Genomic DNA, 17,448 nt, shown 5'->3' on the forward strand with positions numbered 1-17,448 from the left:
TACAAATTCGGACAAGAAGAAGAAACCTACAACATCGTGGCAGCCCACGGCTACTTCGGTCGGTTAATCTTCCAATACGCTTCCTTCAACAACAGCCGTTCCTTGCACTTCTTATTGGGTGCATGGCCCGTCGTCGGCATCTGGTTCACCTCTTTGGGAATCAGCACGATGGCATTCAACCTGAATGGTTTCAACTTCAACCAGTCAGTGATTGACAGCCAAGGTCGGGTCATCAACACTTGGGCAGATGTCATCAACCGCGCCAACCTGGGTATGGAAGTGATGCACGAGCGCAACGCTCACAACTTCCCCCTCGACTTGGCAGCAGGTGAGTCTACTCCAGTGGCTCTGATGGCTCCCAGCATCAATGGCTAATTGCTAAAACTTAGCTAAATAAAAACGCTCTCCGCAAGGGGGGCGTTTTTTGTTTGGGGAAATAGAGAAAGCAAAGGACGTACAAGAAGCGATCGCAACCGATTATAAAACTTTGCTTGATAAGGTGAGCAAGCGTGCTGGAGTACGTGTGGCTGCTGATAAGTAGATAGGAAAATTAAAAAAATATAAGCTCTCTCTCCTCTTACCTCTGCGCCCTTTGCGTCCTTGGCGGTTCGTTTAAATAAAAACAGTTGCAGCGAGAAGCGCGATCGCTCCCCATCTCAATCGCGATCGCTGTTAAGATACAAATCGCTATGCATCCTCCTTAAGTATTATGGGCAATACCTTCGGGCATCTATTTCGCATCACTACATTTGGCGAGTCCCACGGCGGTGGCGTCGGGGTGATTATCGATGGGTGTCCACCGCAATTGGAAATTTCTGCCGAAGAAATTCAGGTAGAACTCGATCGGCGGCGTCCGGGACAAAGTAAAATCGTCACACCCCGCAAAGAAGCTGACACCTGCGAAATTCTTTCGGGCGTATTTGAAGGCAAAACCCTGGGAACGCCAATCGCAATTTTGGTGCGAAACAAGGACACTCGCCCCCAAGATTATGATGAGATGGCGCAGAAATATCGCCCTTCTCATGCTGATGCGACTTACGATGCTAAATATGGAATTCGCAACTGGCAAGGTGGCGGCAGATCCTCAGCGCGGGAGACAATTGGACGAGTAGCCGCAGGCGCGATCGCTAAAAAAATTCTTCACCAAGTTGCTGGAGTTGAAATCATCGCCTATGTCAAGCGCATCAAAGACTTAGAAGGCGTTGTCGATCCCAACACTGTCACTTTAGAACAAGTAGAAAGTAATATTGTCCGCTGTCCGGACGCCGAATGTGCAGAGCGGATGATTGAAAAAATTGAGCAGGTAGGGCGAGAAGGCGACTCTATCGGCGGAGTTGTAGAATGTGTTGCCCGTCATCTACCCAAAGGGCTAGGTTCGCCAGTATTTGATAAGCTGGAAGCAGACCTGGCTAAAGGTGTCATGTCTCTACCAGCAAGTAAAGGATTTGAAATTGGCTCTGGTTTTGCCGGTACTTTGCTATCGGGCAGCGAGCATAATGACGAATTCTCGATTGACGAAAGTGGCGAAATTCGCACCAAAACGAACCGTTCCGGCGGGATTCAGGGGGGCATCTCCAACGGAGAAAATATTATTCTTCGGGTGGCCTTTAAACCAACAGCCACCATTCGCAAAGAACAGCGCACCGTGACCCGCGAGGGTGAAGAGACTATACTGGCAGCTAAGGGGCGTCACGACCCTTGCGTTTTGCCCAGAGCGGTGCCTATGGTAGAGGCAATGGTGGCTTTGGTGCTTTGCGATCATTTGCTACGCCATCAGGGTCAGTGCGGTACTTTAAAGCCTTGAGAGTGAAATGGAAACCAGCCCTTCTTCCGAGTTTTTGCTTCAGTTTTGGGGTGTGCGAGGCAGTATCCCCTCCCCTGGAAAAGATACCGTTCGCTACGGTGGTAATACTTCTTGTATAGAGATGCAAATCGGTGGAAAACGCCTGATATTTGATGGCGGCACCGGCTTGCGACTTCTATCTAAGGATTTGATAAACCAGCAGCAGTCAGTAGAAGCTTATATGTTTTTTACTCACTACCACTGGGATCATATTCAAGGAGTGCCGTTTTTTAAGCCAGCTTTTATGGAGGGCAATTGCTTCCACATTTATGGGGCAGTGCCACCGGATGCAGACTCCATGAAACAGCATTTCTGCGATCGCGTGATGCACTCAAATTCTCCAGTGCCACTGCAAGGTATGGAAGCTGACTTGAAATTTTACGAGCTAATTTGTGGCGATACCTTTCAGGTGGATGATATCACCATTGAAACCGGCCCGCTGAATCATCCTAACGGCGCGATGGGATATCGGGTGACGTGGCAAGGTCACACCGTGTTCTACTGTACGGATACGGAACATTTGCCGGATCGCCCAGATGAAAATGTGCTGCACTTAGCCCGCGAAGCCGATGTCTTGATTTACGATGCCATGTACACCGATGAGGAGTATAACAACCCCAAATCTCCCAAAGTCGGCTGGGGGCACTCTACTTGGCAGGAAGGGGTGAAAGTAGCGCAGGCAGCAGGTGTCAAGCGGTTGGCAATCTTTCACCACGAACCGAACCACAGCGATGACTTTCTCGATCAAATTGAGACACAAGTTCAAGAAGTCTCGCCGGGTTCGTTCCTTGCCCGTGAAGGGATGATTGTGCAGGTAAATTAAAAAATGCAAAATTAAAAATTAAAATTGTTTATTTTTAATTTTTAATTCTTATCGGTCGCGCATAAAAGCCCAGATGGTTCGCCACTGGGCGCTGTCGCATGGGGATTCGAGTATGAATCGGTGAATTGAGCGATGCTCCTAACTCTTCGTTAGGCTTCCCTCCACGACGCGCTACCACCAGCGTTGTCGAACCGCCGCCATCCAAGTTTAGCGCCCGATAAACACCCAACTCGGCAAGAATATTTTGCAGCTCAATTATACTGACGCCCTCACTATAGAAACGCTGGCGACCATCAACCAGAATTAACCACAATTTCTCGCCGCTTTCATCAGTCGCAACCACTGTGCGCGGAAATAACTTTTTTTGATCGCGGTTATCTTTCATCACCACTAAGTTGCCGCGTTCGATGATGATTTCGCCGCCTGCCAAAGCTTGAGCCGTATCCGCAGGACAACTCGCCATGCTGATTTGGGCACGATTATCCTGAGAAAAACACAAAACAGGCCAGCCTCGCTCAAACGCAGAGTAGGTGACGCCGTTAGAAATCGCCTGCCCCAATACGTTCACGGGTTCGCCACTGTGGGGATAATATAACAGCCATTGCTCTTGGAATGGGTAAAAAAAGCTACCATTGATTGCCAATTGCAAGTTAAATTCCCGCAAAAAGTCACTGGTCGTTTGTGCTACAGTTTCTTTTCCTTGGGTGGGTTTTCCTGGCGTTACTAACACCCCAATTCCTGGTGCTTTTAGGTCGATAGTGACAACGTGGATCGTTAGGGGGCGCGGTGTTGAGCGGGGAATGCGCCGATAAACGATACCTTGAAATAGCGGTTGCTGAACGTCGGTGCGGGGTGGACGTCTTAGACACGAAACGCCATAGAAGACACCATAGAGTCCCAGAGACAACAGGACCAGACTAAGGGTAATGGCACTGAGCGATCGCTTCCAGGAAATTTTGCGTCGTTTGCTCATGTTGGTTGAGGATTTTTCGACCACCGATTATCCCAAGATATCCTCTCATTTTGAAGCAAGGGCCGAGATCGCATTCTCAGCGCCAAGAGTGATCGCGCATCATTGAATAGCACTTAGGATAAAAAAGAGTTTTAAGTTCGTAGGACGCAAGCCATGCGATTACAGTGGTTACTGTGGGGAGCAATCCTCAGCGTTGGGCTGTCAGCACTGCCCGCTCAAGCACAGATAACAGATGCTAAAGTAGCGGCATTCGCAGAAGCGCTCAGGAAGGCAGCACCCCAAACCGGAAAACAGGACGATGGACTCTACAGCGACTGGCAAATCAAACCAAACAACATTTCCCCCTGGTCAAAACAATGTACCGGACGTTCCCTAAGCACAGCGGAATTTGAAGCAAATCCCGCCACCGCACGGAAAGTTGTAGAGTGCATCATGGGCAATATTCTTCGCCAACAGTATCAAGCGGCGGGTAACAATGAATCCGTAGCGGTACAACGGGCGGCTGCTTGGTGGATGACAGGCGATCCCACCCGCTATAACAGTAAAGACATCGCTTCCTACATCCAAAAAGTTTCTGGTTTTTACCAGCAGTCGCGCTCAACTTCATCCGCAGTACCGCCTGCCTCAACCCCACCCAAACCTGCTACCCAACCAGCGGCTAAACCAACTCCAACTCCCACGCCATCACCATCACCCACCTCAAACCAGCCACCCGCAAAACCCCCTGTCACAACGGCGGCGGCTACCAATTCAGCAAAGATTTCTGATACCCATGTAGGGGCACTGGTGGAAGCGTTACGACGGGCAGCACCGCAAACTGGCACCGCTGATGATGGACTGTACAGCGAGTGGCAAGTTAAACCAGACAATATACCCGGCTGGTCACAACAATGTATCAATCGGGAACTAACACCAGCGCAATTTGAAAGCAGTCCCGTAACCGCACGAAGCATTCTGGTGTGTGTCATGCGCGACGTGTTGCGGGACGAGTTTCAGGCGAGTGGCAACAATGAGGTGGTAGCGGTACAACGGGCGGCTTCCTGGTGGATGACGGGCGATCCGACCCGCTATAACAGCAACGAAACCGGCCCTTATACAGAAAAAGTTCTTGGTTTCTATCAAGAGTTGCGCTCAACTTCATCGGCTTCACCACCTACCTCTAACCAGGCAGCTACAAATTCAGCGACAGAGCCGAAGTTATTTCCCCATCGCTAAACTGTTCGTAGTAGGGCATAGGAACCTAGAACAGGGAGCAATTTCCTTTTAAGGGTAGGTTATTTTTCCTTCTTCCCCAACTAAGTCCGGGAATACTGCTGATAGGAGGCTCTAGCTCCTATCGGCAGCAGCCAATCCAATTAACATTTCTAGTGCAGCGTGAATTCTCCTAAAGAAAAGGTATTTTCCCACTTCATGCTCAAGGAAATCCATGAGCAATCAGAAGTTGTCCGAACTTGTTTAGAGGCTTTCTCAGAAATTCGTTTCAACGATCAACAGCCACGACTTGAATTGACTCAACAACCTCTAAACTTAGGTTTATCATCCAACTTTTACGATGGTATAGACCAGATTAAAATTCTTGCTTGTGGCAGTAGTCTTCATGCCAGCTTAGTAGGTAAATATCTATTAGAGCAAGTGGCTAAAGTGCCAACAAGCGTACACTATGCCTCAGAATTTCGGGATGCACCATCGCCTGCAACTCCGAATACTCTCATTGTTGGCGTTACCCAATCTGGAGAAACCGCAGATACTCTCGCTGCCTTAGAAATAGAAAAACAGCATTGTTCTGGTGAAACTCGATTTTTAGGAATTACCAATCAGGCGGGAAGTTCCTTAGAAAAGCTGGTAGATCGTACAATTCATACTTTGGCAGGAAGTGAAGTAGCGATCGCTGCCACCAAAACCTTTGTCGCTCAGTTGATAGCGTTCTACTGTTGGGCGCTTGATGTAGCATACTGCCGTCAAAATCTATCGAGCGATCGCCTGCATCAAATTCTCACGGAATTGCACCGAATCCCCGAGCAAATTGATTTAATTTTACAAAGCCAAAAGCACGTCATCGAGCAGCTAGCCAAAGATTTTACCCATACCCAAAACTGCATTATTTTAGGGCGCGGGATTAATTTTCCTATCACTCTAGAAGCAGCACTAAAACTGAAAGAAACCAGCTATATCCACGCAACAGGTTATCATGCTGGAGAGTTTTTGCACGGCCCAATTGCGATGCTAGATTCTTCTGTGACTGTAGTAGCGATCGCAATGCCCGGAGTTGTTTATGAAAAAATCCTTGCTAATGCCCAAAAAGCAAAAGCAAGGGGGGTTCAGCTCATTGGGGTGACATCCACAAACAATCCAGAAATTACAGGCATCTTTGATCGGGTATTGACTGTCCCGGAGGTGGACGAATTACTTTCTCCGATCCTGACAGTTATTCCGCTGCAACTCTTAGCCTATTACGCGGCTGTTCATCGGGGATTGGATGTTGACCGCCCCAGAAATTTGACGAAGACTTTGGCTGTGGATTAACCTGTTGATTTCAGAAATTGCGATCGCTTAATTCCCATTTCCTGGCAAGAAGTAACGTAGCCGCCATTGTCCGCGAGTCCGAACAAAACTGACACGGTAATCGGTTTCTGAATCGTACACATAGCGGTTGAGAACCCAACCTTTTTTACCAGTCCGGAGTTTCACTGGCGTCCAACCATCGATAACCTTTTCCTTCACCGCTTTCTGCATCTGCTCTGGTAGGCTATTAAAGGTGTTGCCATCAAACGCTACAAAATCGTAAGACACAACCCCCACAACTTTGCTACCTGCCCCAGGGTTTGCACGGACATTCACATTTTGTCCTAAGATTGCCAGTTGTCCAACATTCGGTTTATCTGGACGAATCGACTCCAGTGCTTTTGCGATATCTGGACACACCCAAACATCAGATCCCGGTTCTTTGTTCGCCACTTTTGCCTGATTGTCGGTAGCACAACCTAAACTAAGTGCCTTATCCATATATGCCCAAAATTTAGAATTTTTGTCATCAATGTTGTAGCTGTCCAAATTGAGCGTACCGCCATAGTTCCATTCAGTTTCTGAGGTGACAAGCGTGCGAATAAAATTAGCATCCCGCCGACTAATGGCATCTAAAAGACGCACGCGAAACTGAGAAAACGAACTTTTGTCTGGCGGAGTTGTTTGAGTCCCAGTTGGTTTTGGAGTCGGCGGCGTATACGGTGGGGGCGATACCGCCACAGACGGGGGTATTTTCGGTTCTAGTGTCTCCGTTGTCGCTGGAGGAGATGGAACTTCAGTTGTGGGTTGTGGTGCTTGGCTGTTGCGGTAGCTAATCGTTGCTAAAGTGGAACCTGCAATCGCTCCTATAGCGATCGCGCATATTATTAAAATTTGATAAGGTTTCATTCTCCCCTCCTGTTCGATATTCCAAGTTCCTACGTTTTCAATGCCTTATCTTTGCCGGAACCAGTGCAAATCCTGCTTGTTTGCTTTTACTGCTTTCAGGATTAACTTGCTAAAGCGGTTGGGTATTGATTCCCATTTTTTTACTCATAGAAATACCCTCACCAATCATTTTTTGACGAGGAAATAACTTATAAAACTGATTTTGAGCTTTCTAAGTAGCAAGCTTCATCAAGGGGATGCCAGTTTGTTAAGCTGCCACATGATTTCTAAGTTATTTTCGTGACTAAAGCTTTTTTGATTGAGTGCCATTTTAAATAACTTTCACAACCTCATTGGCTTTTCTATGGTTAATGACTATGATCTAAAACAAATTATTTTCATAAGATTTTTCTTGGGTCTTTGGTGATACACATCAGATACCTCACCCCCTGAGGTGGGAGTGCGGCTACGCTAGAAGAAAGAGAGATAATAAGAAACTGAAGTTTAGCGCTTAAACAAGTGAATTGATATCAGCTTGCTCTCAAACTTTTTACTAAATTAGACGCTTGAGCGATCTAAATGTTTCCATCTGTAAGTTTGAGAAATCTAAAACGACTTTTTATATTTTATCAATTAATAATAGACCCAGATAAGGCAGTGAGCCTAAACGATTCATGAAGGTGATATTCTCGAATTCTTAGAGAATTCGAGAATATGAACCGCTGGTTCGCCACTTAAATGGGATTGCTATATAAGCAACCGTTCCCCTTTTTTCTATCTTTAGGGAAAGAATTTTTTAGAATATCTCTGAAAGGAATATTGGCATCTTGTTTGGGCTTTCACTCTCAGGAAATAAACTGCTGCACCCAATAAGAAACTTCTGCCCAAAAGCGAAAGCCTTTGTCGAGCAATGGTGTAATAACCAACTATAATTTTTCCACTACCAATTTCTAAAGTCCTGAGTTACCAGAACTGCTAATGATGCTATGACGGGATCTTTTCTTATGATCTCGTTGCTTTGCCTGCCACCTAGCTTTCCAGTCTCGAAGCGCGATCGCTGTTCTGGCGGTAGGAGAAACATAATTTGGTGAATTTGCTTCTGATTTTTTCTTATCTGAATCTTTCCCTGAAGGACGCTGAGTTGTCATAAACTGCGCTAAATTGTCTTGAGGCGATTCCCAGCCAAATGCCTGCATAATCGCTGTTGCAGATTGATAACGTTCGCGTAAAGAGATTTTCAGCATTCTGTTGAGAATTTTGCCAAAGTCTTTACTGACTGATATCGTATCCTGCCACTGAATCTCACCCGTAGAGCGATCGCTATCAAATTCTAGCGGCGCTTTCCCACTCAACAAGTAAAGACACGTTACGCCTAACGAATAAATATCGCTGGCATAAACAGGACGCAGTGAAAATTGTTCCGGCGGTGCAAATCCAACCGTGCCGATAAACTGGGTGGTTTGCTTCTGACCTCCTGTATCGCTTAAAGGAACCATCTCCTCTTTGACAGCTCCAAAGTCAATCAGCACCAGCCTCCCATCGTCCTGGCAACGGATGATGTTCTGGGGCTTAATATCGCGGTGAATTACATTATTGCCGTGGATGTACTGCAACAATGGCAGGATTTGACGAAGGAAATATTTAACGCCTTCTTCCGATAAGGGACCTCCGCGCCGCACCAAGCGTGCGAGGGTATACCCTCGTACATATTCTTGAACTAAATAGAATTCTCCCTCGTTTACAAAGTAATCTAGCAGCATGGGAATTTGGGAATGGCTGCCCAACTTACTGAGGGTTCTTGCTTCTTGCTCGAAGCGTTTCCGCGCTGTTTGCAGTCCAATCGGATCGCTAAACTTGGGACACAGCTGCTTAATCACGCACAAAGGATCGCCTGGCAAGTTGGCATCTCTGGCTAAAAAGGTGATACCAAAGCCACCTCTTCCCAACATTCGCAGGATCTCATAGCGATCGCGGAACAACTGCTCGGTACCACACAGCTGCCCTAGTTCAGTTTGCTGTAAAACATCTGAGTGAAAAGTTGACAGATTTGTGGGTGGAAAATTCATGACCGTCACTGGCAGGAGGAGGGCAGGAGGGGTGCAGGATCTGCGCTATGCTCCTAGTCTAGATCCCAGTTGTGATAAAAAGCAGAGCGTAATTTTTATTTCCTGATGGTATGGCAATCAGCGGGGATGCACAACCTTCCGCAGTAATATTCCCAGGTAGATCGTTCTGAATGTAGAGACCGGATGATTCGGTCTGTACAATTAAGATGCAAAATTTGCGAGCCAAATCGGGCTTATGACCATGAATACTACACTACAGCGTGTCTTTGACCAAGGTCGTGCTTTAAAAATTATTACCGGATTGAATAACTTCAATCCGGAGCGAGTTGCTGCCACCGTTAAGGCAGCCGACTTAGGCGGTGCTACTTTCGTCGATATTGCCGCAGAACCCAATTTGGTGCGGTTGGCTCGTCAGTTGACAAGCCTGCCAATTTGCGTATCAGCAGTAGAACCAGAACTGTTTGCGATCGCAGTGGAAGCTGGAGCGGATTTGATTGAAATCGGCAACTTTGATAGTTTTTACGCGCAGGGACGGCGATTTGAAGCAGAAGAAGTGTTGGCGCTGACGCAAGCAACGCGATCGCTGCTGCCAAATATTACCTTGTCTGTCACCGTGCCCCATATTCTGGAGCTAGATCGGCAAGTTCAACTCGCAGAAGCATTGGTAAAAGCCGGTGCCGATATTATCCAAACCGAAGGAGGCACTTCCTCAACCCCGACTCATGCCGGTACGCTGGGACTGATTGAAAAAGCGGCTCCTACCTTAGCAGCAGCTTACGAAATTTCCCGCGCTGTTTCCGTTCCAGTCCTGTGTGCTTCCGGGATTTCCAGCGTTACCGCACCGATGGCGATCGCTGCCGGTGCTGCGGGTGTCGGCGTCGGTTCTGCCATCAACCAACTCAACAGTGAAGTCGCGATGGTAGCGGCTGTTCGTAGCTTGGTGGAAGCACTATCCACTGTCAGCCGCGAACGCATTCATGCGTAATCCCTAAGCGGTCGGAGTGATGAGTGATGAGTTTTGAATTTTGAATAAATCTTGGCTAAGGAACGTGGATTAAAAAACATTACACTGATGCACGTTCTGTAGGGACATGGCAGCGCCATGCCCCTACGCCAGAAATCGAGGTTAATCAATCAACCCTCAAAACTCAAAATTCAAAACTCAAAACTTATCCCAAGCAATCTTTCAAGCTGTAAACCACTTGCTCCTGTTCCGCCAGAGAAAGTTCTGGAAACATGGGCAAGGCCAAAACCTCGTGACAGACTTGCTCCACCACAGGGAAGTCCCCAGATTTATAGCCTAAATTCTTGTAGACCGGCTGTAGGTGTAAAGGCAGGGGATAGTAAACCATCGAACTAACGCCTTGCTGCTGTAGCTGATTGCGAACCTCATCCCGATAGCTGCCGTTACTGGATTGGGTGAGGCGAATCGTGTATTGATTCCAAACACAGCGACCTCCTGGCGTTTCTTGCGGCTTCACCACCCCAGGCACCGGCTCTAACAATCGGTGGTACTGCTGTGCAACCGAGCGACGCAGGTCATTCCACGTATCCAGATAACGCAGTTTAATTTGCAGAATGGCGGCTTGTAGAGCATCCAAGCGGCTATTAATGCCAGTTGCTTCATGATGGTAGCGATCGCGCATTCCATGCTCCCGCAGCATCCGTATAGCAGAAGCGATCGCTGGATCGTTCGTCGTCACCGCACCGCCATCTCCACAAGCACCCAGATTCTTAGTCGGAAAGAAACTAAAGCAGCCAATATGCCCGATGCTGCCAACTCTAGATCCTGCCCACTCAGCGCCTGTAGCTTGGGCACAGTCTTCAATCACCGCTAGATTATGAGCCTGTGCTACGTCCATCACTGTCGTCATATCTACCGGCTGCCCAAACAGGTGAACTGGGATAATGGCGCGAGTTTTAGCGGTAATCGCCTTTTGCAGCTGGTCGATATTGAAATTAAACGTTTGGGCATCAATATCAACAAAAACCGGCGTCGCCCCCACCACGCTAATTACTTCAGCAGTGGCAATAAAGGTGAACGGCGTCGTAATTACCTCATCCCCCGGCCCAATCTGTAAAGCCCTGAGAGCTAGATAGAGGGCATCTGTACCAGAGTTACACGCTACACACTCTGAAACGCCTGTGTAAGCTGCAAACTGTTGCTCGAAGCCTGCAACCGAAGGACCACCAATATAACGACCAGAAGCCAAGATGCCTAGAACGGCTGCATTCACTTCTTCACTGATAATTTTGTACTGCCGCGACAGGTCTAGGGGGGGAATATTATTCACTCGTTGACACCACAAATTTTTATCTACATAGAACCAAATTTTGCTCAGAAAGGGAATCCACGCCTCACCATCCTTTTTGATTCAGAATGCCGAACTTACAAAATTGTTTCGCAGAATTTGGCAGATAGAGGGACGATAACAGGAAAACGAGGCAGACCCACAGAGGACAAGGGGAGCATTCCTATTTTCACTCACTCCTAACTCCTAACTCCTAACTCCTAACTCCTCAGCACTCAGTCCTCAGCACTCAGTCCTCAGCACTCCGCCCTCAGTCCTCAGTCCTCCGCCCTCCGCAATCAAAACTTCCTCAATCCTGGCAGAATTAGGGAGAAAGCAAGACCTCATTTTGAACTGTGGATTCTTTAATTGCACTGAACTTTACAGACCTTGTCTTGGCGTTGGGCATGATGGCAGTTGCCATTGGTTTATCCAGGATTCAACAACTCGGATTAGAAGGGCAATTGGCGATCGCCACTGGTCGCACTATTATCCAGCTGTTGGGCGTTGGATATGTATTAGCCTTCGTCTTCGCCTGGAAAAATCCTTGGGCAGTTTTGGCACTTTTGATGGTGATGCTGAGCATTGCCGCAATTGTTGCTCGCAATCGCATCGGCAAAAAAATTCCCCAAGTATTGCCCGTGGTGTGGGGGTCGATTTTGGTGAGTAGCGCCCTGACATTGAGTTACACCACTTTGTTGATCCTTCAACCGCCCATTTGGTATGAACCCCAGTACCTGATTCCCTTAGCGGGAATTGTACTCGGAAATGCGATGAATGGAGCAGCGATCGCAGGCGAACGTTTGAGCAGCACCGTCAACGCTAGTCGCGCCGAAATTGAAACCCACCTGAGCTTAGGTGCAACGCCACAACAGGCGGTTGCACAGTACCGCAAAGATTCCATCCGCGCCGGTTTGATTCCCACTCTGAACCAAATGATGGTTGTTGGAGTCGTGACACTACCAGGAATTATCACAGGTCAATTATTGAGTGGTGTTGACCCGCTGAATGCTGCATCCTACCAAATTTTAATTATGTTTATGCTTGCTTTTACCAACTTAGTGACAACTTTATTAGTCACTCAAGGGCTTTGCCGCCAGTTTTTTACTAGCGAAGCCCAACTCAAGAATCATTAAAAATAAAAAACGAGTTTTCTTAAAAAAAATCCTAGGGAGTTTAACTCAAATCTTGCCCAGTTTTATTACGACTTTGCATCTGTTGTTTATTGGTTTGACAAATGCAAGATGTAATCCTAATTTCCCTTGATGATGCTACACATTTGATCCGCTCAACTGGGAAGGAAGACGAAGCAGTAAGTGTAGCAGCACAAAAGTGAAATGGTATAAGTAGCAACAGCAAAAGCTAACCCAACCTCAGGATTTGGTGGGTTGGGACAGAAAACATAACCGACCCTAATGTGAGACTTTTATTCCTAGCTAACCTTGGGATACTTGTTCAACAAAGACCCATCTGGAGTATAGAGTTCAAGAGGAATACGGGCGTTATCGCTAATCGCTTCCAGTGCATCTCCTAGGGTTCGCAAATGAGCAGCTATCCCAGCTTGAGCATTAGCATCTCCCCTCAATTGTGCGGCGTTTACGGTTTGCGTCACCATCTGCATATAAGCGGGTGTCAACTGAACTCTGATTAGCTGACTGGTGACAGTGTATTCACAGACTTTCGGCGTTCCAGCGCAGGTTTTAATAAGATCGGTACTCGCTTTTTGTAGCAGGCTGGCATACCCTAGTTGGATTTCTGCTTGCCTGAGTTCGGCTTTATAAGAACTCATTAGCGAATCGCCTTGATTGTAAAAAAAAGTGCCTCTGGGAATTTTTTGAATGTTAACGATTGCATTGCGCCAGTTCAGCACCGCTAATGTCCATTGGTTGCGCTGTTCGTAATTTTTAGCCTTGCGTGCGAGGGTTTGAGCGAAATTGTAGGCGTTAGCGGCAATTTGTTCTTTATTTTTGCGATCGCGTGCTGCTGACAATTTGGGCAGATTCGTCGCCAGCAGTTGCTGCGCCTCCGGACGGGAAGTCGTGCCGACAGGAATTGCCTTGAGCCGATTGATTGCCATCTCCCAGTTCATTTCAGCCAGTCGCCAAGTGGCGATCGAATTAGCCACTCCTTCACGGGCTTCTGCTACCTGAAGCCCTTCTTTTGCAGCGTCGAGGTTTTTAAGCGCCTGTCGTTCGGCATTCACTCGCCCGTTAATCGCGGCTAAATTTATTCGATAGTCCTTAATTTTCTGCTGAGCCAGTTGATAGACCGTGCTATTTTTGGGCACGGGTTCCAAAAGCGCGATCGCTTCTCGCCATAGCTTCTGAATTTCTAACCATTCTGTCGCTGAATGGGGAGGATTTTGGCTCTGTCTAGCCGCCGCCGAACCTTTACTCAAAGCCATTACCAGCTGATCGAGCAATTCGGCTTGCTGCGAATTGTCGTTTAATTGCTTCTGAGCTTCGGAATAAGAACCAGACCAGAATGGAATCAGCTTCAAAAGGCGGATTGCCTCTTGTTGTTTCTCTCTTGCTTCTAATATTTCTTGCCCAGATTTTGGTCTTTGAAGGGTTGCAGATGCCTCCTGGCTCAACGCTTGTGCCGTGAGTAGCGGCGTACAAGTTCCGATGACGCAGGGACGTGTCAAGGCATAGAGAGTGAGCAGAAACGTCAATAAACTTACTCCCGCGCTTGCCAACAGTACCGGCAATGGCAATCGCTGTAGTTTACCAACCAGTGAAGTCGGTGGTGCTTCGGTTTTAACCTCCCCCGGCGAATCATCCGGCTCTAAACTGAGTTCATCGGCGGGAAGGGAGGAAGATTCATCAATTGTCGGTGCTGAGCCGATTTCTGCCGAATCGGTATCCACTCCAATGCTGTCATCTGCCGCTGCTGGTGTCTCGCTGGGGAGATTTTCCGGAATTGTCTCCTTGCGCCTCAATTTTTTGGGCGGATTTTTGACTTCTGTCGAATTTGGGATTGTCTCCTCGATAACAGATGTCTCATCAGCGAGAGCAGTCGTTAACGTTGATACAGTTGACGTTGACACAACAGGCGGATCGACACTGAAGGCATGGAAAGCATAGGGTTGCTTTTGCCCGACTACTCTTAGATACAGCTGGACTTGACGGGCAAATTCCGGTTGCAGACTTTTGAGCGTTTGCTCTAACGTTCTAAAGGTTCGTTGCGGGTCAGGCAGAAAATCCGCTGGGTGTTGCGTCAAAATAATTAACGCTTCCTGCGGTAAGGCACACCGAACTTGAAAGGGAACCTTCTCCGGTAATGCCGAGTAAAGGCGATTTTGTAGAATTCGCCCCAGTACCTCTAATTCGCTTTCGCGGGCTACTGTTTCCATCCAGCAACACCCTCCGTTTCACTTTCTTCCATTTTGAGGCAGGACAGCTAAAAAGCTTGCTCAATTTTCTACTTTCAAGCAGAGGAATCGCATCAGTAGTGCTTGCAATAATTAAAAAATCTAATCAAAAATCTAAAAATTTGTCTTGGCTACAGCGAATTGGCTATTGCTTGCAATGCTAGGGCTTACCATTAACAACTGTACGGGCACGCGGCTAAGGTGTTAGCCTACTGAACTCAAGTTATGAAGATCGATACTCCACCGCTATCTGAACAAGTCATCCTAATTACAGGAGCTTCTACTGGGATTGGCGCTGCTCTGGCGCAAGTTTTAGCGACTCAGTCGTTGGGAATCCGGCTCGTCTTAGCAGCTCGAAACCAGGAAAAATTGGAGGAAGTCGCAACTTTCTGCCGCAAAGCGGGTGCTGATGTGCTGGTTGTTCCCACCGATATCTCTCAAGTTGAGCAGGCTAAAGCTTTGGCAACTAAAACGATCGACCATTTTGGGCGCGTGGATGCCTTGGTCAATAATGCCGGATATGGACAGATGGGACCAGTAGAGTTGATTCCATTTGAGGCGGTGCAGCGGCAGTTTCAGGTCAATTTACTCGGCCCGCTTGCCTTAATTCAAGCTTTAATTCCAGGAATGCGGGACCAAGGGGGTGGACGGATCGTTAATATTAGTTCTCTAGGCGGACGGCTTGCGTTTCCCTTTGGAGGGTTATATAGTTCCTCTAAATTTGCTTTGGAAGGAATTAGCGATGCACTTCGGATGGAACTGGCTCCATTCAATATCAAAGTCAGCGTGATTGAACCAGGGCCAGTCAGTACGGAGTTTTTCGCGGTAGCAGCGCAACGGGTTGAGCAAGCGATATCAACTCCACAAGATACACCTTACCGGGCTGCTTTTGAGCGGCTAGAAGGACTAGAGGAACGAACCAGTAGTCGAGCTTGGACTTCCGAACGGGTTGCTAAAGTGGTTGTGCGATCGCTCACCGACCGTCACCCTCGTCCCCGCTACGTGGCTGCTACTGGGGGAGATATTCTACTGTTTTTAATGAACAAAGTGTTGCCTACCAGGGCGGTTGATGCCTTTTGGCAGCGTTTCTATGGAATTGATAAAGTCGCCAAAGACTGGCAAAGTCGTCAGAAACAGGGGTAATCGGGATTGGGTAATTGTCACTCGTCATTATCGTTAGCCATTCGTCTTTGGTTTGCTGCGACTGCCGAATAACGAATCCCTTTTTTCTCAATTACCATTCCCCATTCCCCATCCCTCATCCTTAAATTGCCATTCATGGATTTACTAGAATATCAAGCTAAAGAATTATTTCGGGAGATGGGCATTCCCGTTTTGCCTTCTCAACGAATTGATAATTCCAGAGACCTCAAGGGTTTGCAAATTCCTTACCCGGTTGTCCTAAAATCGCAGGTGCGTGCTGGTGGACGGGGTAGAGCGGGTGGAATTCGATTTGCAGAAAACACCATCGATGCGATCGCGGCAGCACGGACGATTTTTAATTTGCCGATTCTGGGTGAATATCCCCAAGTGCTTCTAGCAGAAGCAAAATACGATGCTACTCGTGAATTTTATCTAGCCGTCACCCTAGACTACGACCTTCGTCGCCCGGTGCTGCTAGGTTCCTCACAAGGAGGCATGAACTTGGAAGCGGTGATGGAGCTTCTTCAGCAAGTTGTTGTTGACCAAGAATTTTCCTCCTTTTATGCCCGCCATCTGACCCTGAAAATGGGACTCCAAGGTTCCTTGATCCAGTCAGTTAGCACCGTTATCGAAAAGATGTACCATCTGTTTATCCAAAACGATTTAGATGGAGTGGAAATCAATCCCCTGGGTGTAAGTCCTACAGGCGAATTGATGGCTTTAGATGGCAAAATTACAGTCAATGATGCTGCTCTCAGACGGCATCCCGCTTTGGCTTCTCTAGCGGCAAAAATGCCTCAGTCCGATATCGCGAAGGAAACGCCTACAGACATCGATCCCGGTAAGTTTCTACCCATTCAGAACTGGCTGAATCGAGATGGTAATATTGGGATTCTCTGTAACGGCACCAGCTTGGCGATGGCAATGGTGGATTTGGTTTACAGCGCTGGCGGTAAGCCGAGACTTTGCCTAATTGTGGGTGAGGAGGCGAGTGGAAATTTGACACCCGCATCTTGGAGAGAACAGCTCGAACAAGCGCTAGACCGTCTCACTCAAAATAAAAACATTAAAGTATTGCTGGTTAATATTTTGGGCAATACCGCAGCGAGTCAGGAAGTCGTTGCAGTGATTGATTCATATCTGCAACGAAAAGTTAATGAAATGACAGAGCATCCGCAGCGAATGACTCGACGGGTTAGTACACCCAGCCCCAAGGACTCTCGCACCCGGATTGGCGATCGCAGACCAGAATTTCTCACCCTGCTTCCCCAATTTGTTGTGCGCTTAGCAGGTGGCGAACTCGACAAAAGCCAAGAGCCTCTAGCGACGATGCCCGTACACTGGAGCGATAATCTGGATGACGCTGTTGAGCAAGCGATTTCCCTAGCCAAAGCAGCAGCTAAAAGTAGATCCGGGACTCCCAGCACCAAATCGTGAGGCAAGGTTGTTTTAGCGGTCGAGCTTTCATGCTGCTTTGGTTGGCATTAAAGTTACATTCAGGACGTTGGCTTGCTCCTGTCAACCTGACTCGCTCATCTCAACCTGA

13 protein-coding genes and 1 pseudogene are annotated in these 17,448 nt (G+C 47.7%); 9 read left to right on the forward strand and 5 right to left on the reverse strand.

Going from position 1 to position 17,448, the window contains the following annotated elements:
- The 3 genes and pseudogenes from NC994_RS18015 to NC994_RS18025 all read left to right on the forward strand — a co-directional run.
- Positions 1 to 375 (forward strand): annotated as a pseudogene (locus tag NC994_RS18015) (photosystem II q(b) protein); the annotation flags it as partial.
- A 334-nt stretch (positions 376 to 709) separates the two neighbouring features.
- The gene (gene aroC / locus NC994_RS18020; RefSeq protein ID WP_190435821.1) at positions 710 to 1,804 is read left to right on the forward strand and encodes a chorismate synthase; all 1,095 of its coding nucleotides are present in this window, start codon (positions 710 to 712) and stop codon (positions 1,802 to 1,804) included.
- A gap of 7 nt (positions 1,805 to 1,811) precedes the next feature.
- Complete coding sequence (locus NC994_RS18025; RefSeq protein ID WP_190414328.1) at positions 1,812 to 2,666, forward strand: MBL fold metallo-hydrolase; 855 nt, start codon at positions 1,812 to 1,814, stop codon at positions 2,664 to 2,666.
- Positions 2,667 to 2,700: 34 nt separating this feature from the next.
- Here the strand turns inward: NC994_RS18025 and NC994_RS18030 are convergent, their stop codons facing one another.
- A complete protein-coding gene (locus NC994_RS18030) occupies positions 2,701 to 3,639 on the reverse strand; it encodes a phosphodiester glycosidase family protein (protein WP_190435822.1) in 939 nt (312 codons plus the stop codon).
- A 153-nt stretch (positions 3,640 to 3,792) separates the two neighbouring features.
- Between NC994_RS18030 and NC994_RS18035 the strand changes: the two genes are divergently transcribed.
- A complete protein-coding gene (locus tag NC994_RS18035) occupies positions 3,793 to 4,854 on the forward strand; it encodes a hypothetical protein (protein ID WP_242030484.1) in 1,062 nt (353 codons plus the stop codon).
- 159 nt (positions 4,855 to 5,013) lie between these two features.
- On the forward strand, positions 5,014 to 6,162 hold the full coding sequence (locus tag NC994_RS18040; protein WP_347276573.1) for an isomerizing glutamine--fructose-6-phosphate transaminase: 1,149 nt from the start codon (positions 5,014 to 5,016) through the stop codon (positions 6,160 to 6,162).
- Positions 6,163 to 6,189: 27 nt separating this feature from the next.
- On the opposite strand, the gene NC994_RS18045 is transcribed toward NC994_RS18040, so the two are convergent.
- A complete protein-coding gene (locus tag NC994_RS18045) occupies positions 6,190 to 7,050 on the reverse strand; it encodes an SH3 domain-containing protein (RefSeq protein ID WP_190435825.1) in 861 nt (286 codons plus the stop codon).
- A 929-nt stretch (positions 7,051 to 7,979) separates the two neighbouring features.
- The gene (locus tag NC994_RS18050; protein WP_190435828.1) at positions 7,980 to 9,095 is read right to left on the reverse strand and encodes a serine/threonine-protein kinase; all 1,116 of its coding nucleotides are present in this window, start codon (positions 9,093 to 9,095) and stop codon (positions 7,980 to 7,982) included.
- Between the two features lie 235 nt (positions 9,096 to 9,330).
- On the opposite strand from NC994_RS18050, the gene NC994_RS18055 reads away from it, so the two are divergent.
- Entirely contained in the window at positions 9,331 to 10,080 is a 750-nt protein-coding gene (locus NC994_RS18055; protein WP_190414319.1) for a DUF561 domain-containing protein, read from the forward strand.
- A 184-nt stretch (positions 10,081 to 10,264) separates the two neighbouring features.
- On the opposite strand, the gene NC994_RS18060 is transcribed toward NC994_RS18055, so the two are convergent.
- Complete coding sequence (locus NC994_RS18060) at positions 10,265 to 11,389, reverse strand: aminotransferase class I/II-fold pyridoxal phosphate-dependent enzyme (RefSeq protein ID WP_190435831.1); 1,125 nt, start codon at positions 11,387 to 11,389, stop codon at positions 10,265 to 10,267.
- 353 nt (positions 11,390 to 11,742) lie between these two features.
- On the opposite strand from NC994_RS18060, the gene fetB reads away from it, so the two are divergent.
- Positions 11,743 to 12,522, forward strand: coding sequence for an iron export ABC transporter permease subunit FetB (fetB, locus tag NC994_RS18065; protein WP_190414315.1), 780 nt, complete (start codon positions 11,743 to 11,745; stop codon positions 12,520 to 12,522).
- Between the two features lie 296 nt (positions 12,523 to 12,818).
- Here fetB and NC994_RS18070 read toward each other — a convergent pair whose 3' ends face one another.
- Positions 12,819 to 14,741 carry a hypothetical protein gene (locus tag NC994_RS18070; protein ID WP_190435835.1) on the reverse strand — a complete coding sequence of 641 codons (1,923 nt, stop codon included), beginning with the start codon at positions 14,739 to 14,741 and terminating at the stop codon, positions 12,819 to 12,821.
- Between the two features lie 243 nt (positions 14,742 to 14,984).
- Here NC994_RS18070 and NC994_RS18075 point away from each other — a divergent pair, with 243 nt between their 5' ends.
- Both NC994_RS18075 and NC994_RS18080 read left to right on the forward strand, forming a co-directional pair.
- Positions 14,985 to 15,902 carry an SDR family oxidoreductase gene (locus tag NC994_RS18075; RefSeq protein ID WP_190427258.1) on the forward strand — a complete coding sequence of 306 codons (918 nt, stop codon included), beginning with the start codon at positions 14,985 to 14,987 and terminating at the stop codon, positions 15,900 to 15,902.
- Positions 15,903 to 16,037: 135 nt separating this feature from the next.
- Positions 16,038 to 17,339 carry an ATP-grasp domain-containing protein gene (locus tag NC994_RS18080; RefSeq protein ID WP_190435840.1) on the forward strand — a complete coding sequence of 434 codons (1,302 nt, stop codon included), beginning with the start codon at positions 16,038 to 16,040 and terminating at the stop codon, positions 17,337 to 17,339.
- Positions 17,340 to 17,448 lie beyond the last annotated feature (109 nt).

Source organism: Trichocoleus sp. AS-A1, assembly GCF_039962015.1.
In the GTDB taxonomy this organism is placed as follows: Bacteria; Cyanobacteriota; Cyanobacteriia; order Cyanobacteriales; family FACHB-T130; genus FACHB-T130.

Bases quoted from the DNA above. Each gene is read 5' to 3' on its own strand.
- aroC (WP_190435821.1), top strand. From the start codon at position 710: ATGGGCAATACCTTCGGGCATCTATTTCGCATCACTACATTTGGCGAG.
- NC994_RS18025 (WP_190414328.1), top strand. From the start codon at position 1,812: ATGGAAACCAGCCCTTCTTCCGAGTTTTTGCTTCAGTTTTGGGGTGTG.
- NC994_RS18030 (WP_190435822.1), bottom strand. From the start codon at position 3,639: ATGAGCAAACGACGCAAAATTTCCTGGAAGCGATCGCTCAGTGCCATT.
- NC994_RS18035 (WP_242030484.1), top strand. From the start codon at position 3,793: ATGCGATTACAGTGGTTACTGTGGGGAGCAATCCTCAGCGTTGGGCTG.
- NC994_RS18045 (WP_190435825.1), bottom strand. From the start codon at position 7,050: ATGAAACCTTATCAAATTTTAATAATATGCGCGATCGCTATAGGAGCG.
- NC994_RS18050 (WP_190435828.1), bottom strand. From the start codon at position 9,095: ATGAATTTTCCACCCACAAATCTGTCAACTTTTCACTCAGATGTTTTA.
- NC994_RS18055 (WP_190414319.1), top strand. From the start codon at position 9,331: ATGACCATGAATACTACACTACAGCGTGTCTTTGACCAAGGTCGTGCT.
- NC994_RS18070 (WP_190435835.1), bottom strand. From the start codon at position 14,741: ATGGAAACAGTAGCCCGCGAAAGCGAATTAGAGGTACTGGGGCGAATT.
- NC994_RS18075 (WP_190427258.1), top strand. From the start codon at position 14,985: ATGAAGATCGATACTCCACCGCTATCTGAACAAGTCATCCTAATTACA.
- NC994_RS18080 (WP_190435840.1), top strand. From the start codon at position 16,038: ATGGATTTACTAGAATATCAAGCTAAAGAATTATTTCGGGAGATGGGC.